General features: G+C 45.6%; 11 protein-coding genes. 3 read left to right on the top strand and 8 right to left on the bottom strand.

Annotation, left to right across the window (positions count from 1 at the left end; genetic code table 11):
* Positions 1 to 311: 311 nt before the first annotated feature.
* On the top strand, positions 312 to 1,163 hold the full coding sequence (gene fadR / locus L4D76_RS20520) for a fatty acid metabolism transcriptional regulator FadR (RefSeq protein WP_428442739.1): 852 nt from the start codon (positions 312 to 314) through the stop codon (positions 1,161 to 1,163).
* Between the two features lie 201 nt (positions 1,164 to 1,364).
* On the opposite strand, the gene L4D76_RS20515 is transcribed toward fadR, so the two are convergent.
* The 3 genes from L4D76_RS20515 to L4D76_RS20505 all read right to left on the bottom strand — a co-directional run bounded on the left by L4D76_RS20515 (position 1,365) and on the right by L4D76_RS20505 (position 6,210).
* Positions 1,365 to 2,894, bottom strand: a complete 1,530-nt coding sequence (locus L4D76_RS20515; protein WP_428442738.1) for a SpoVR family protein — start codon at positions 2,892 to 2,894, stop codon at positions 1,365 to 1,367.
* Between the two features lie 62 nt (positions 2,895 to 2,956).
* Complete coding sequence (locus L4D76_RS20510) at positions 2,957 to 4,228, bottom strand: YeaH/YhbH family protein (protein ID WP_428442737.1); 1,272 nt, start codon at positions 4,226 to 4,228, stop codon at positions 2,957 to 2,959.
* A 47-nt stretch (positions 4,229 to 4,275) separates the two neighbouring features.
* The gene (locus tag L4D76_RS20505) at positions 4,276 to 6,210 is read right to left on the bottom strand and encodes a PrkA family serine protein kinase (protein ID WP_428442736.1); all 1,935 of its coding nucleotides are present in this window, start codon (positions 6,208 to 6,210) and stop codon (positions 4,276 to 4,278) included.
* A 594-nt stretch (positions 6,211 to 6,804) separates the two neighbouring features.
* On the opposite strand from L4D76_RS20505, the gene L4D76_RS20500 reads away from it, so the two are divergent.
* On the top strand, positions 6,805 to 7,185 hold the full coding sequence (locus L4D76_RS20500) for a VOC family protein (RefSeq protein ID WP_428442735.1): 381 nt from the start codon (positions 6,805 to 6,807) through the stop codon (positions 7,183 to 7,185).
* A gap of 124 nt (positions 7,186 to 7,309) precedes the next feature.
* Here L4D76_RS20500 and L4D76_RS20495 read toward each other — a convergent pair whose 3' ends face one another.
* From L4D76_RS20495 to L4D76_RS20475, 5 genes are all read right to left on the bottom strand, one after another.
* Entirely contained in the window at positions 7,310 to 9,436 is a 2,127-nt protein-coding gene (locus L4D76_RS20495; RefSeq protein WP_428442734.1) for a type I secretion system permease/ATPase, read from the bottom strand.
* On the bottom strand, positions 9,433 to 11,379 hold the full coding sequence (locus tag L4D76_RS20490) for a bifunctional diguanylate cyclase/phosphodiesterase (protein WP_428442733.1): 1,947 nt from the start codon (positions 11,377 to 11,379) through the stop codon (positions 9,433 to 9,435). Before L4D76_RS20490 ends, L4D76_RS20495 begins: the two co-directional genes overlap by 4 nt.
* Positions 11,380 to 11,542: 163 nt before the next feature.
* Positions 11,543 to 12,133 carry an OmpA family protein gene (locus L4D76_RS20485; protein WP_428442732.1) on the bottom strand — a complete coding sequence of 197 codons (591 nt, stop codon included), beginning with the start codon at positions 12,131 to 12,133 and terminating at the stop codon, positions 11,543 to 11,545.
* A 15-nt stretch (positions 12,134 to 12,148) separates the two neighbouring features.
* Entirely contained in the window at positions 12,149 to 13,462 is a 1,314-nt protein-coding gene (locus L4D76_RS20480; protein WP_428442731.1) for a TolC family outer membrane protein, read from the bottom strand.
* A 5-nt stretch (positions 13,463 to 13,467) separates the two neighbouring features.
* On the bottom strand, positions 13,468 to 14,862 hold the full coding sequence (locus L4D76_RS20475; protein ID WP_428442730.1) for an HlyD family type I secretion periplasmic adaptor subunit: 1,395 nt from the start codon (positions 14,860 to 14,862) through the stop codon (positions 13,468 to 13,470).
* A 360-nt stretch (positions 14,863 to 15,222) separates the two neighbouring features.
* Here L4D76_RS20475 and L4D76_RS20470 point away from each other — a divergent pair.
* On the top strand, positions 15,223 to 16,805 hold a 1,583-nt coding region (locus L4D76_RS20470), incomplete at its 3' end, for a retention module-containing protein (protein ID WP_428442729.1).

The raw sequence follows: 16,805 nt of genomic DNA, 5'->3' as shown, positions 1-16,805 counted from the left end.
GCAGCTTCCGTTCAGCTCCCGGTATTTATTTGATGCTAACTCTACAGTTTGATCCGGCTCAGTCAAGTCATGAGAAATGAAATGTTAGTTTTAGTAACATTTCATCGCAAAACGGGAGAACTGATGTGCCAGAAAACCAATAACGCAATTTACCGTTAAAGTTGTAAGCAAATGTTGCGCAATATCAAACTTAGCTGCCTAACTTGATTAGAAGATAGGGATCATTTTTCGCCATGGTTTCGTCTATTGCATAACTAGTGGTATGATGAGTTCATAAAATATAGCAAGAAGCAAATTGGAAAAGTAATTAGATGGTTATAAAGGCTGATAGCCCAGCAACATTTGCTGAGAAATACATCATTGAAAGTATCTGGAATAGTCACTTCCCTCAGGGCTCTATTCTTCCTGCTGAACGTGAATTATCAGAACTGATTGGCGTAACCCGTACCACATTGCGAGAGGTGTTACAGCGCTTGGCGCGTGATGGCTGGCTGACCATTCAACATGGTAAGCCTACGCGGGTAAATAATTACATGGATACCTCAGGTCTGAGTATTCTTGATACTTTGATCACCCTGGATGGTCAGGATGTTCAGAGCGTTCTTGAAGATCTGCTGTCTGCTCGTACCGATATCAGTAGCGTATACATGCGTTATGCGATAAAAGGTAACAGTGAAGAGTCCAGTAAGCTCCTTGATTATGTCATCCATTCTTGTGAAAAGCTTCTTGAGGCTGACAGCTTCATCGATTTTGTCGAAAGCCGAGATGAAAAAATCGAGCTGATGAAAGAAGTGAAAAAAATCAATGATAAGTACGGTAAAGATCAGCCTGAACTGTGTGAAGCGATTTGCCGGGCACGTGCTTTTAACTACTTTGACTACCAGATGTTCCAGGGTATGGCCGGGAAATCTGGCAATACCTTGTATGTGCTAACCATTAATGGTCTGCGTAAGATCTATACCCGTGTTGGTGGTTACTACTTCATGAGTTCAGAAGCTTGCCAGTTAGCACTGGATTTCTACCGCGAGATAAAATCATACTGTGATAACAATCAGCCGGAACTTGTCGCTGATCGTATTAAGAAGTATGGCCGTGACAGTGGTGTGATTTGGTACAGTAATCGCATTGAAATTGCACATTATATGTATGAAGAAGAGCAATAATTTATTAGGCACGAGTTTCTAGATCCTAGAGGCGACTCAAAGCGATTCATAGAATCGAATATCTAATAAACAGATAAAAATGGAGAGGCATTGCCTCTCCATTTTGTTTTCATACTTCTCAACTCTCAACTCTCAACTCTCAACTCTCAACTCTCAACTCTCAACTCTCAACTCTCAACTCTCAACTCTCAACTCTCAACTCTAGATCTCCGTATTGTACTGATTACGTTTCGGGCAGGTCGCTAAAATTTGGGTTCTGCCATCTGGCATCTCTTCTTCTAACGTGACGTCAAACCCCCATATCCGGTGTAGGTGTTTTATTACCTCATGGTAGCTGTCTGCCAGTGGCACGCGATTATGCGGGATGTACCTCAAGGTCAGCGAGCGGTCACCTTTCAAAGCCACATTCCAGACCTGAATATTCGGTTCGTTATTACTGAGGTTATATTGGGAAGAGAGTTTCTCGCGAATGGCCTGGTAGCCTTCTTCATTATGAATAGCATCAACTTCCACGTAGTTATGTCGGTCATCGTCATTCACAGCAAAGAGCTTGAAGTCCCGCATCACTTTAGGCGATAAAAACTGACTGATAAAGCTTTCATCTTTAAAGTTTTCCATCGCAAAATGAACGGTCTCTAACCAATCCTTTCCGGCAATATCTGGAAACCACTGTTTATCCTCTTCGGTGGGGTGTTCACAGATCCGCCGAATATCCTGGAACATGGCAAACCCGAGCGCATAAGGGTTAATGCCACTGTAGTAAGGGCTGTTGTATTCAGGTTGTGCTATCACATTGGTATGACTATGAAGAAACTCCATAATAAAACGATCGGTCACTAAACCTTCATCATACAGGTGGTTAAGAATGGTGTAGTGCCAGAAGGTGGCCCAGCCTTCATTCATTACCTGAGTTTGCTTCTGTGGATAAAAGTATTGGCTGATTTTACGTACAATACGTACAATTTCCCGCTGCCAGGGCTCCAGCAGAGGGGCATGCTTTTCGAAGAAATAGAGAATATTTTCTTGTGGCTCAGAGGGGAAACGTATCTCCTCTGACTGACTTTGTTTATCTTCTTGAGTCGGAATAGTACGCCACAGTGCATTAACCTGGGTTTGCAGGTAATCTTCACGTGCTTTTTGGCGTGCGGTTTCTTCGACTAACGAGATTTTTTGCGGACGCTTATAGCGGTCGACGCCATAATTCATCAATGCATGACAAGAGTCAACTAGTCTCTCGACGTCTTCCACGCCGTGCTTTTCCTCGCATTCTGTGATGTATTTACGGGCAAACAGTAAGTAGTCAATGATTGAACTGGCATCTGTCCATGTTTTGAATAAATAGTTGCCTTTAAAGAACGAGTTGTGGCCATAGCAAGCATGCGCCATAACCAGCGCCTGCATTGTGATGGTGTTTTCTTCCATTAAATAAGCGATACATGGATCGGAGTTAATGACTATTTCATAAGCAAGCCCCATCTGACCATGCTTGTAGCCGCGTTCCGTTTCAATAAAGCGTTTACCAAATGACCAGTGATGGTAATTGATAGGCATACCGATGCTTGAGTAAGCATCCATCATTTGCTCTGCAGTGATGATCTCAATCTGATTTGGATAGGCATCCAGCCGATAATGCTTGGCAACACGTATGATTTCCTTGTGATATTGCTCAAGCAGGTCAAATGTCCAATCAGGACCATCACTGAGTGTTTTTGTCTTTGTGGTTGTAACCATATAACACACTCCCCCTAAGGCTTCTTGACATCTAAGGCTATGAGTCTGGAAAAACTAAGCCGCTAGCTGACTTGTTTTTTGAATAGCTCCCGGAACACAGGGAAGATGTCATCCACAGTCCTTATGTTCTGCATGGCAAAGTTGGTATGACTTGTCTGCAGTGCTTCATATTCTCGCCACAGTGTCTGGTGTGCCCGTCGTGTGATTTCAATGTACGAGTAGTAGCGGGTGACCGGCAGAAGATGCTTGTTCAGCAGTTCGCGACAACCCGGTGAATCGTCAGCCCAGTTATCGCCATCAGACGCCTGGGCGGCGTAAATATTCCATTCGGCAGGAGAGTAGCGCTTCTTGATGATCTCATCCATCAGGCGAAGCGCACTCGATACTATGGTGCCACCCGTTTCCTGCGAATAGAAAAACTCATGCTCATCCACTTCTTTTGCCTGAGTATGGTGGCGAATAAACACCACATCGACATTTTTGTAAGTTCGGTTTAAGAACAGATACAACAGAATGTAGAAGCGCTTGGCTATATCTTTGGTGGCCTGATCCATCGAACCTGATACATCCATCAGGCAGAACATCACCGCCTGGCTGGTGGGCTGAGGTCGACGCTCATAATTTTTGTAGCGCAAGTCAAACGTATCGATAAACGGCACACTGCTGATTTTTTGTCGCAGGGCCTGGATCTGCTGTTTAACTTTTTCTTCTTCAAACGGTTGCGCGGGTTCTGTGCTTTGCAGCAACTCTAAGGCTTGCTCAAATTCCCGAAGCTGACGCCGTTTTGCCGCCGTCATGGCAGTACGACGTGCCAATGAATTCTGCAACGATTTTATAATCGCAATATTGGCCGGTACGCCTGAAGACTTGTAGCCGGAGCGGAAGGTTTTCCATTCCACAATTTTATTTAGCTGGTTCTTCTCTAGGTTTGGTAATTCGAGATCTTCAAATAACAAATCAAGATATTCATCTTTGGAAATCTGAAATACAAACTCGTCCTCACCTTCACCATCTTGGCTGGCTTGACCTTCACCGGCACCGCCAGATCCCGCCCCTCCAGGGGGGCGTTCAATGCGATCTCCGGGACTGAATTGGTCGTTGCCCGGATGGACAACTTCACGTTGTCCTCCTTGGCCCTGGTGAAAGCTGGGCTCTCTGATATCACGAGAAGGGATGGTAATATCTTCCCCGCTCTCAACATCGGTGATGGAGCGCTTGTTTACCGCATCAGCAATGGATTCTTTAATTTGCTGTTTGTGGCGGCGCAAAAAGCGCTGACGGTTCACCGTGCTTTTATTTTTACCATTGAGCCTGCGGTCTATAAAATTCGCCATAAGCTCTCCCCCCTGTTTATTTATTCCGCCGCGTCTTCATCCCAACGTTATGAAGATTTACGTACGCGTAGATACCATTCAGATAGCAGGCGTACTTGCTTGCGGGTGTAGCCTTTTTCCATCATGCGAGCGACGAAATCATCATGTTTCTTCTGCTCATCAGTAGAGGTTTTGGCATTGAATGAAATAACAGGAAGCAGTTCTTCGGTATTCGAGAACATTTTCTTCTCGATAACCGTGCGCAGTTTTTCGTAGCTGGTCCAGTTCGGATTCTTACCGGCATTGTTTGCCCGGGCACGTAGCACGAAGTTCACAATCTCGTTTCGGAAATCCTTCGGATTACTGATACCGGCTGGCTTCTCGATTTTTTCCAGTTCGTTATTCAATGCTGAGCGGTCAAACAACTGACCGGTGTCCGGATCACGGAATTCCTGATCCTGAATCCAGAAGTCGGCATAGCTGACATAACGGTCGAAGATATTCTGGCCGTATTCAGAGTAAGATTCGAGATACGCAGTCTGGATCTCTTTACCAATGAATTCGACATATTTAGGAATGAGGTAACCTTTCAGGAACTCAAGGTATTTCTCAGCTAGATCTTGCGGGAACTGCTCTCGTTCAATTTGTTGTTCAAGTACATAGAACAGGTGAACAGGGTTTGCTGCAACTTCAGAGTGATCGAAATTGAATACACGGGAAAGGATCTTAAAGGCAAAGCGCGTCGACAGACCGTTCATGCCTTCATCAACACCGGCATAGTCACGGTATTCCTGGTACGATTTTGCTTTCGGATCGGTATCTTTCAGCGTTTCACCATCATAAACACGCATCTTCGAGTACAAGCTTGAGTTTTCAGGCTCTTTCAGGCGCGAAAGAGTGGTGAAGCGAGCCAGAATTCCCAGGGTGCTTGGTGAACATGGTGCCGATGACAGTTCACTGTTCTGCAACAGCTTTTCATATATTTTGATTTCTTCCGAGACGCGTAGGCAGTAAGGTACCTTCACGATGTACACACGATCCAGGAATGCCTCATTGTTCTTGTTATTTCGGAAGGTGAGCCATTCAGATTCGTTGGAGTGCGCCAGGATAATACCTTCAAACGGTAGGGCAGACAGGCCTTCAGTACCGTTGTAGTTACCTTCCTGAGTTGCCGTTAACAGAGGATGAAGCACTTTTAATGGCGCTTTAAACATCTCGACAAATTCCATCATACCCTGATTGGCTTTACATAGAGAACCGGAATAGCTGTATGCATCCGGATCATCTTGCGCGAAATGTTCCAGCTGACGAATGTCGACTTTACCCACCAGTGATGAGATATCCTGGTTATTTTCATCTCCGGGTTCTGTTTTGGCGATACCTATTTGGTCAAGGATAGAGGGACGCACTTTGACCACTCTGAACTTGCTAATATCACCGCCAAACTCGTGTAAGCGTTTAGCCACCCAGGGTGAGACAATGGGATTCAGGTAGCGATCAGGGATGCCATATTCTTTATTGAGAATTTCTCCGTCTTCATTTTTATCAAACAGGCAGAATGGGTGATCGTTAACAGGGCTGCGTTCGCCATTGGCCGTCAGGATATAAATTGGCACTCTCTGCATCAGGCTTTTTAGTTTTTCAGCCAGAGAGGATTTACCGCCCCCGACAGGGCCTAGCAAGTACAGGATTTGCTTACGTTCTTCGAGCCCCTGCGCGGCATGTTTTAAATAAGATACGATTTGCTCAATGGCATCTTCCATGCCGTAGAAATCTTCGAAAGTTTTATAACGAGAGATGACGCGGTTAGAAAAAAGCCGGCTCAAACTTGGATCCTGAGCGGTGTCAATCATTTCGGGTTCGCCGATTGCCATTAGCAAACGTTCTGCCGCATTGACGTAAGCACTGCGGTCATTACGACAAATCTCAAGGAATTCTTGCAATGAAAGCTCTTCATCCTTGGCTTCTTCATAGCGTTGACGATAGTGGTCAAAAATACTCATGGTATGCCCCCTGAATCATTCTTTGATCAATTAGAAAGGATGAATAAGAATTACTTTCACATCCCTTACACCTTAAGCCTAGACGCAACTGATCAATTTGGTTCACTGAGTTGTTGGTTTATAAATAAATTTCCTTTTTGTACTGGTCTTATTAATGTGGTGTTTTTTTAAACACAGTCTTACTATCCTCCTAAAAAATGGGGTGTGCAAGGGAGTTAGTTAAAAAATTGTTCATGGTTGTTCTGGAAAAGATGCGAGTTTGATCGTTAAAATCAGAACTAGTCGTTATAACCGCATAATCTTTCAAAATGAGCATACTTAGCTGAAATACATAGGAGTAGACATTATTATTGAGATGAAACAGTACGATTTCTTAGAGTGATAGGTCTTTTTTTTGACCGCATCAAATTCTGCAATCATGATTAGCCCTGTTATTCGAACCTGGTTAATCTGCAGATCAGGGGCGTATATTAATTCAGAGAATCGAGGCTAAAAGGCCAAGAAATGAGCGTTATTTGTAAGCGAAATCAACACCTCTGATTTAAGCTTGATAAGTAGCAGCGGAAAAAATAATCGTGAGGGGGAGCTGGATTTATGAGTATTTCACGCGTTGACACTGTCTCGATCCCTGTGTCCGATCAGAGCCAGGCATTGTTGTTTTATCGTGATGCATTGGGCTTTGAATTAATTCGTGATCATCAGACAACAAATGACAAACGCTGGATCCAGTTGGCGCCGAAAGGGGCGGAAACAATGATTAGTTTAGTTATCCCTTTTGCGGGTATGAAAGCGGGATCTGTTCAGGGGCTGGTGGTACAAACCGACGATATTTCATCTACCTATAGCGAATTAACGGGTAGGGGCGTGACATTATCAGAAATTGTCACCTTGATGGGGGGACGATTTGCCACTTTTGCCGATCCTGATGGTAATGGTTGGGTACTCATCGAAGCGAATTCGCATATGCTGGCGTAACCCAAAAGATTGTCGTAGTGATGGTAAAAAGGATGAAACACCAACGTTATCTGCGAAAGTGTTTCACATTTTTTTATTCTAGTTTCTCGATACTCAATACTCGTTACTCGTTACTCGTTACTCGTTACTCGTTACTCGCTTTTGCTCGAGTAACCTTGCCTTCACGTAGCTGATTCAATACCTGCTCTTTCGGTCCATCGGCGATGATGCGCCCTTGCTCCATGACAATCAGCCGATCGACGATATCCAACATACTGGTTTTATGTGTGATCAATATCAGGGTCTCATCTTTCGATAGGCTGTTGAGCTGATGTTTGATGAACATTTCAGAGCGGTTATCCATGCTGCTGGTTGGTTCATCCATCACCAGGACTGGTGGGTTTCCGACGAGTGCGCGGGCAATAGCGACTGACTGGCGTTGACCTCCAGACAGAGCACTACCACCTTCAGCCACTTGTTTTTCCAAACCGGCCGGATCTTGTTGGGTGAAGCTGGTCACGCCTGCACGTTCAGCTGCGAGAAGTATTTCCTTGTCACTGGTAAGTGGGCGACCCAGGGTAATGTTGTCGCGAATTGAGCCAAAGAACAGCATGATATCTTGCGGAACACAGCCAATATTACGACGAACATCGATATGATGGAGCTGGTTGATGTCGGTATCATCAATGCGTACCGAGCCTTCTGTCGGCCGGTAAAGCCCCATAATCAGGCGCTCAATGCTGGTTTTTCCTGAGCCGATACGACCGATAATGGCGACTTTTTCACCGGGGTTGATGGCAAAGCTGATCTCTTTCAGTGCTGCAACCTGGGTGTTTGGGTACGTCAAACTGACTTTATCGAATTCGATTTTTCCCTGGATCACCGGGCGGTGAATATAGCGTTTACCGTCTTCTTGTTCGGTTGGCATCTGCATCAGCTGTTCGATAATCGTCATGGCTGATTTTGCCTGATTGTAGCGAGTTGAAAGCAAAGATAACTGAACCATTGGCCCCACGGCACGTCCGCTTAGCATGGTTGCGGCAATTAATCCCCCCATGGTTAACAGGCCGTCAGCAATTAAGTAGACACCAAAGACAATCATGGCAACAGATACAAACTGTTGTAGGAAGCCTGCGGTATTTTGCACTGAGTCGGTCAGGCGGCGAGATTTAATGCCCCAGTTTGCCATATGAGCAACGGCTTCTTCCCAGCGGTACTGGAACTGACTTTGAGCGCCGAACATTTTTACGGTTTCTAAACCACTCAGACTTTCAATCAGGTTGGCGTGTTTTTGTGAAGATAAACGGGAGCCTTCTTCGATAGTACGTCGTAACGGACGTTGGATAAGCAAGCTGTAGAGTGCCAGAATCGCTACCGCAATGAGTGGCACGAATGCTAATGGCCCGGCGACAAACCAGATGAATAGCAAGAACATCAGGGCAAATGGCAGGTCGATTAATGAAGAAACAGTCGCGGAGGTAAAAAACTCCCGAATGGACTCAAACTCCTGCATATGACGGGCAAAAGCACCCACTGATGGCGGTTTGGCCTCCATACGGATGCCCATGACTTTGCTGAAGATTTTTGCCGAGATCAGCAGGTCAGATTTTTTACCTGCTAAATCAATAAAGTAACTTCGCATTGACTTCAGTATTAGGTCGAAGGCGAAGATGACGGTGATACCGATAGCCAGTACCCATAAGGAGTCGAAGGCAAGATTGGGTACGATCTTGTCGTAAACCAGACGAGTAAACAATGGTGCTGCAATCGCAAAGATATTGATCAGTATGGAAGCGATAAAGACATCACGATAAATTGAACGAGATTCCCACAGGGTGCTCCAGAACCAGTGACCATCACGGGTTTTCAGAATTTCCGGTGAACGTTCGTCATATTGAAAGCGTTTTTTGATCAGGAACAGGTGACCGGAGTATTGATTGTCCAATTCCTCAAGGCTGATCCATTGCTGTGTGCTATCGGCTTGAGACAGGACCACTTCTGCTTCGTTTTTTTCGGTATCAATACTGAGGATCACGCAAGCATCGCCCCCGTTAAGCAGGGCAACAACCGGAAACAGCAGCGGGGGGATCTCAGTCAGTGCCATCTTGCTGGCTTTAGCCTGCAGACCGGCTTTTTCAGCGGCCCTTGGCAGCAAGAACGGGGTCAGAAGCCCGTCAGCCAGTGGCAAATCCGCAGTCAATGCATCAGGCGAGTTGGCCTGTCCGTAATAGCGGCTCACGTAGACTAAAGATTGCAGTAGGGGGTCTTTCATACCGTTTTCTCGCTCTTTATGTTATCGACAACATAACCTTGGAAACCTTTTACCATCAGCTGTGCGAGTTTCTCTTGCTGGCTTGCTGTTTCGATCCGTGATGCAATGGTCGTGATCGACAAATTATTGGCAGTACGGGTAATTGATGCCAGTACGTCTGCTTTAATCTGGTCATCGATTTGATTGGTGTAGGCAAAATCCAGTTTGACATAAGCCGGTCGGAATTTGCTCAGGTAACCAATCGAACTGAAGTTATGGCCAAAATGGTCAATACCAAAATGGAAGTTATTTTGATTGATGATTTCACACAGCAGGCTGGTGTTATCACTGTTTTTGAGAAAGCTAATTTCGGGCAGCTCAAAGAGAATGCGGTGGCTCAATGAGCGATAAGACTGCATTTTATTGGCCAGCCAGCGCATAAAGCCAGTGTCGTTGATACTACTCTGGGTAATGTTGACGGCTACTGGCCCCAGTTCAGGGTCGGTGATGAGTTTCTTGAACATATGCTCGAGGATGTGCATATCCAGCTGAGTACCAGCATTAAAATGTTCGACAGCCCCTAAGAACTGGCCCGCTGAATAACGTTGATGGCTTTTTTGGATATAGGCAAAGACTTCCTGATGTAAAGACTCGCCTTTGTTGTTGACTGCTTTCTGGAAGTTAAACTTGAACAGATTGTTGGCGATTGCTTCATCAACCAGCGCTTTCCATTGTTGTTTTCCCATAGCTGATTGCTGCTTGTCCATTAATGATGGTTGCATGGCATCAAACAGCATCAATGGCTCTTTAGCTTGTTGTCTGGCTTGCATTAAAGCGTTATCGGCCTGAGCCAGAATGGTCGTGATATTGTCGTTAACGCGTCGCATTACAAGGCCAACGGCTGCCTGAACAGGGGCAACATCGAGCGGGTCGTGCTGAAGTTCTGAAGTCATATATAGCATGGAACGGCCAATCTTTTTCAGTTCAATCGCCGAGATATTCGGTGCCATGAGCATAAACTCAGATTGGCTAAGTCTGGCGATGGTATAGTCATCGGTAGCGAGATCTTTCATTCGGCCAGCCAGTTTCTGTACCAGTTGGTCGCCAGCTTCATAGCCTCTGTTCTGGTAGCTGTCTTTGATCAAATCCACTTTTAGCAAGGCCACCCCACCTTTAGAAGGTACTGAAAGCCAAGAGCTTAGCTGGGTGATCAGGTAGCTACGATTAGCCAGGCCCGATACGGGATCTTGATAAGCACGCACGCGGAGTTTGTCTGCCTCCTGGGCTTGTTGGTCAAAATGCACTTTGAGCTGGGCACTCATATGGTTGAAGGCCCTGACAACATCCCTCAGCTCACGGGTATGAGGAATAGATAAAAGCTGATCAAATCGGTTGTCAGATATTTCATTGGCACGCTGTTGAATGGCTTTTAACGGTTTTAATACATTCGACAGAATAAGCGCAAGAACGACAGCACCGAGCAGGAAGAACACCAGAAAATCAATGGCTAGTTGCTGTGTTGTTTGCCAGAGCTGAAGGTAGGCATAAGTGGGGTTGCTGGTTACAGAAAGCGTAGCAAGTTGCACTCTCCCGCTGGTAAGCATTGTTGATTTGATGATGGGATGGAGCACTATAATACAACGGAACCATTCCGGAATATCGGTGACTGCCGAAGGGTAGGTACGCTTGTATTCGTCATTGCCTTGCAACATTTCCAGTGTGACGTCGCTGTAAAAACTGCTGTCGAAGGCTGCATTGATAACGGATTCAGCCAAGACTTTATCGTCAGATGCCAGAGCTGGTGACAGCGCCATACCAATAGCACTGATAGCATTCTCTATTTCTGTTGACTGCTGCTCACGCAGAAAGTCACGAGTCGTATTAAATTGGATAACAAACACGGAGGTGATAAGTGCAAAAAATACAATCAGCATCCATATCAGGAGTTTTCGGTATAGTGTCATCGTGATTATTCATCAAAGTTAATTTGTGGTTTGTGTGCTGATGGGGTGGTTTTATTGATTCGATTCAAATTGTTCTCAGCCAGCGCAATGGCGTTAACTGAGAGCAATATGCAAAAGCCCCAGGTTGTAATTTCGTCCTCGGCCCTCTGTTTATTCTGGGAGATCAGTTGTCACGTACAGTGAAAATAGTCCACTCTTCAACCACATTGCTTTCTGAGCCAACTACCTTAGCTACCACCCGGCGACTCAGGGTATTTGTCGCTTCTTTTGAATCCGCTTTTATTGGTTCAGCATCCCCGAAGCCCACGGTTTGTATCCGGTTAGGATCAATGCCATCGGCGATAAGCTGGTTACGAACCCTTTTTGCACGGCGCTGCGACAGGGTGATGTTATAGTCGTGACGTCCAACTGGACTGGCATAGCCTTTAAGCTCAATGAAAGTGTCTGGGTATTGATTCAGAAACTGGCTCATTCGCTTGATTTCAGGTAAGAAAGAATCTGGAGTAATGTCTGAGTCATTAGCAAACAACACCTGCACGCCATTTTCTTCTTCACGGTTCACATGAACGGGGCAGCCATTATTATCAACTACGGAAGATAATGGCGTGTCGGCACAGTTATCTCGGGCATTAATAACGCCATCACTATCTAAATCGTTCAGGTCTTGTGATTGCTCCGCGACGGGTTGTTCCGCCGGCTGAACAGAACAGCCGAATAGGAAAAGGGTTAATAAACCGATTACAGTTCGTTTCATTGTCATTATTTCCTATTATTTGACAGTATTTGACCAGCTTTCAGCAACGTCAACACGCATCTCTGACAGTAACAGGCCGGTAGCATTGAGAAGGCGGTATTTAGCCAAAATCCCATTGTAGTGCGCTTGTAAGTACGATTTTCTTGCTTCGAACAGTTCGTTTTCAGTATTTAGTACATCCAGCAGGGTACGCTTGCCAATTTTAAATTGCTTTTCATAAGCGATAACCGTACGGGCTGAAGCATCGACGTGCTGTTGCAGAAACTGGGTTTGATTGTTGGCCAGCTCCATGGCACTCCAGGCTAAACGGGTACCTTCTTCAAGCATGCGGTGGGCACGGTCACGAATGTCTTTAGACTTATTCAGCTGGTAGGCGGCACGACGGCTTTTCGCTACATCTGAATTACCGTTAAAGAGGTTGTAGCGCATTTTTAGCATGGCTTTAAATTCGTCAGTATCTCCCCGAGAACCGTCCAGCTCTTCTCCCCATTGCTGTGAGGCTTCGACAGTAAAGGTTGGATAGAAGTTACCTTTTGCCTGCTTATATTGAGCCTGGGCAGCGTCAATATCATTAGTGGCTACATGTACAACCGGGTTGTTTTTTCTTGCTTTTTCCAGTGCATCGTTAAGAGAAGTGGCGACATAATTACTATCCACTTCCGGTTTCATCAGATTTTCCGGATATGTGCCAACGGTGCGTAAAAAGGTTGTGATTTTATCATTGAGATTGCTTTGCGCTGACAGCAAGTTGGTGTTTGAACGTGCGAAACGGCCTTCTACCTGTGCCAGATCTGCAGTTGAACCTATACCGGAGTCTGCACGTTTCTTGATGTCTTGAAATATTTTCCGGTGTACTTGGTAATTGGCTTCTGATAGTGCCAGCACCTCTTGTGCACGGAGGATATCAAGGTAAGTTTCGGTGGCCTCAAGCGCCTTATCCTGAGCGTCTGAGAGCAGTTGATAACGCTGCGCTTCGGCTTCAGCTTTGTTACGCTGGATGTCATTGTAGGTAATTGATCCGTCCCAAAGAAGTTGGCGAATACTGATTTTCGCATCTCTGGGGTTAAAATCGCCTTTGCTGCCCACTTCATTGTCGTAGTTTTCATAGCCAACACCGGCTTCCAGATCTACCGAAGGTAAATAGTCTCCGGTTGATGCGTCAATCAACTCGTACTGACTCATGAATTCGTTATAGGCACTTTTGATCTCAGGGTTTGACGCCAGAGTGTGAGCTACGGCTTGTTCAAGAGACTGAGCTGATGCTGGCATCGTTATACACTGCAATCCGATAAGCAGTGCTAGTTTTTTAATTTGCTGTTTGGTTCTCATTCTCATCACTCTCTTAACGCTGTCTGGCGCGCTTTGAGCACAGGTTTAAGCAGATATTCCAGAACGGTACGTTTACCGGTAATAATATCGGCCGATGCGGTCATGCCCGGAATAATAGGTAAAGGATCGCTATTTTCTCCGGTCAGATTATTTTGAATGGTACGAATACGTACCTGGTAATAACTGTTACCTTCTTCGTCCTGAATAGTGTCAGCACTGATGTTCTCCAATATTCCATTCAGGCCACCGTATATAGTGAAATCATAAGCACTAAATTTGATGACGGTTTTTAGGCCTGGTCTTAAGAAACCAATATCTTGCGGTGCGATTTTGGCTTCTATCAGCAGGTTGTCTTCAGTGGGTACAATTTCCACCAAGGGCATACCTGGCTGAATGACGCCACCCACCGTATTGACGTGAATTTTCTGAATCGTCCCTTTTACCGGTGAGACAACGACAGTTCGGTTAACTCTGTCTTCAAGTCCAATCTGTGATTCAGATAAACGTGCCAGCTTGTCGCTGGTTTCATTGAGCTCTGCCTGTACTTCAGAACGAAATTTCAATGCAATATCGATGTGTTTGTAAACGACTTCTTGAATGGCGGCGTTAATCACTGGGATCTGTAATTCAGTCGAATTTAGCTCACGCTTTGTATCGTTTAACTGGCGTTGCAGTTTGAGTAATTCGATTTCGGGTACAACACCCTCATCAGCCAGTGGTTTGGTGATGGCATATTCTTTATTTGCGATGTTGTAACTACGACGTAAGTTACTGATTCTAGATTTGGTTTCGATTAATTCTCTTTTTTTCTGGTTTATTTGTTCGGCCATTACAGAAAACTGGTTCTCTAAGTTAGCGATCTTATCTTCATATTCGTTACGCTGGCGACGAACTAGCTTTGGATGATCGTTAGCAAATTCAGACTCAAATACCTGTGTTTGATTGGTAACAGTAACGCTGTTTTGCCAGTTGGTTTTCGCCTTGGATTTATCGACGGTCACGCTGTTTAATAGCGCACGTAAGCGCATTGAATCTGCTTGAGAACCGGCAAGATCCAATACCCTTTCTCGAAAATCAGAACGAAAGAGGGTGTCGTCAATTAACAACAGCTTTTGATTTTTCTCGACTTGCTGGCCTTCTTTAACAAGGACCTGTTTGACTATCCCGCCTTCAAGGTTCTGGACGATCTGATGTTGGGAGGAAGGAATAACTTTCCCTGCTCCAACAGTAACTTTATCGAGTTTTGCAAATGATGCCCATACGATGGCAATGATAAAAAATAAAATGATTACCCAAAGCATTACGCGGGAACTTCTCGGAGTGTTAAGTAGCAGTGCTGCTGTTTTATCATCAACAAAATCGAGATGAGATATTGAGATGGCGTTAAGTTTTTTATTCATTAATGCTTTTCATGTGCTCGCAGCTTAATATTTTGATATGCCGTCTGACATGTGAATATTTTGCTATTCATAGGATATTTGTAACAAATTAATTCAAATGATAAGCTGACAAAATATTGACGTAAAGTGTTATTTACTTCTTTTGTAAGTAAAAAGACAGGATTACCTGCTGATTAATAGGGTGCTTGATGATGTCATCACGTTTCATATGTGCAGTTAAAAATACTGTTTTTTATGATTAAGGTAGCTGTTGACACATATTTTCACACGAAGAACAGAAACAAATAATACAACGTTCACAATCATGGTCGTGGCGCATTGGTGCAATGATGAATACTTACTTGGTGGTCAGATTCAGATATGGAAAAAATTGATAATAATAAAGTAGCTGATGTGAAGGTTTTAGATGGAATTGCATTTGTTATTAAGGGCGATAATCAGGTGGTTGCCGTTAAAGCAGAGTATCAGATGCAGCTTGATGAAGTTGTGGTCGCTAATTCAGGCGCTAATTTTGTGGTGCTGCGAGAAGGTGTTCCTGTCATTGTCCATGAACCATGCCCGACATGTATTATGTTATCAGGTGACGGCGTGAAGGTTACGAAGCTGGATAGCACCGTTTCATTTAGCCCGGAAGTGGCCGAAGCAACAAGCTTTGGTGCCGATGATGTGGCTGCAATTCAGCAGGCGATTTTAGCCGATCAGGATCCGACTCAGATTTTAGAGGCAACGGCAGCAGGTTCTGCGAACGTTGGTGCTTCGAATCAGGGGTTTGTGGTTGTTAACTATGATTATGACAAGGTACAGGCTGAAGCCGGATTCGATACCACCTTTAATGATGATTTGGGATTGGATGAGGAAGAACAGCGAGGTAGTACGGTAGAAACTGCTCCGTTAATGGTTAATGAAGCGCCTGTAGCACAAGCCAAGACCGATAATGCGATAGAAGGCGGTGAAATCGTCAGCGGCAAAGTCACCGCCACAGATGCTGATGGCGATACTCTTACCTATAAGCTGGTGGATCAAGTGATTCCCGCAGGCCTCTCATTTAATGAAGATGGCACCTACACATTCGATCCGACCCATGATGTTTATAACAGCCTGAAAGAAGGCGAAACGACAGATGTTCAGGTGACCTACCAGGTTGATGACGGACATGGGGGAAAAAATACTCAGACTCTTACGATCACCGTTATCGGTACTAATGACGCACCGGAAGTGAGCGGCAGTTTCAGCGGTGAGGTGAGCGAAGGCAATATCGGCGATGCACCGGTTACAACCGGCGGCAGCATTGCGATCAGCGACGTGGACAACGGCGACAACCCAAGCTTTGACAACGTCAACAGCACCGCGGGCGACAACGGTTACGGCAGCTTCGAGCTGGTCGACGGCACCTGGACCTACACTTTGGATCAAACCAAGGTGCAGCAGCTGGATCAGGGCGATGAGGTTACAGACACCATCACCTTTACCGCGACYGACGGCACCGAGCAGCAGATCACMGTGACCATCACCGGCACCGAAGATGTACCTGAAGTGGCCGGTACTTTCACCGGGGCGGTGACCGAAGGCAATATCGGTGATGCGCCGGTAACAACCGGCGGCAGCATTGCGATCAGCGACGTGGACAACGGCGACAMYCCAAGCTTTGATAATGTGGACAGCACCGCCGGCGAYWACGGTTACGGCAGCTTCRAGCTGGTCGACGGCAACTGGACCTACACTTTGGATCAAACCAAGGTGCAGCAGCTGGATCAGGGCGAYGAGGTTAMAGAYACCATCACCTTTACCGCGACCGACGGCACCGAGCAGCAGATCACAGTGACCATCACCGGCACCGAAGATGCACCTGAAGTGGCCGGTACTTTCACCGGGGCGGTGACCGAAGGCAATATCGGTGATGCGCCGGTAACAACCGGCGGCAGCATTGCGATCAGCGACGTGGA

The sequence above is a fragment of the Photobacterium sagamiensis genome (assembly GCF_050337085.1).
In the GTDB taxonomy this organism is placed as follows: Bacteria; Pseudomonadota; Gammaproteobacteria; order Enterobacterales; family Vibrionaceae; genus Photobacterium; species Photobacterium sagamiensis.
The sequence above is the reverse complement of the archived record's forward strand: the minus strand, read 5'-3'. Positions and strand labels throughout refer to the sequence as shown.

Coding starts and splice junctions, on each gene's coding strand:
- fadR (WP_428442739.1), top strand. CDS start 312: ATGGTTATAAAGGCTGATAGCCCAGCAACATTTGCTGAGAAATACATC.
- L4D76_RS20515 (WP_428442738.1), bottom strand. CDS start 2,894: ATGGTTACAACCACAAAGACAAAAACACTCAGTGATGGTCCTGATTGG.
- L4D76_RS20510 (WP_428442737.1), bottom strand. CDS start 4,228: ATGGCGAATTTTATAGACCGCAGGCTCAATGGTAAAAATAAAAGCACG.
- L4D76_RS20505 (WP_428442736.1), bottom strand. CDS start 6,210: ATGAGTATTTTTGACCACTATCGTCAACGCTATGAAGAAGCCAAGGAT.
- L4D76_RS20500 (WP_428442735.1), top strand. CDS start 6,805: ATGAGTATTTCACGCGTTGACACTGTCTCGATCCCTGTGTCCGATCAG.
- L4D76_RS20495 (WP_428442734.1), bottom strand. CDS start 9,436: ATGAAAGACCCCCTACTGCAATCTTTAGTCTACGTGAGCCGCTATTAC.
- L4D76_RS20490 (WP_428442733.1), bottom strand. CDS start 11,379: ATGACACTATACCGAAAACTCCTGATATGGATGCTGATTGTATTTTTT.
- L4D76_RS20485 (WP_428442732.1), bottom strand. CDS start 12,133: ATGAAACGAACTGTAATCGGTTTATTAACCCTTTTCCTATTCGGCTGT.
- L4D76_RS20480 (WP_428442731.1), bottom strand. CDS start 13,462: ATGAGAACCAAACAGCAAATTAAAAAACTAGCACTGCTTATCGGATTG.
- L4D76_RS20475 (WP_428442730.1), bottom strand. CDS start 14,862: ATGAATAAAAAACTTAACGCCATCTCAATATCTCATCTCGATTTTGTT.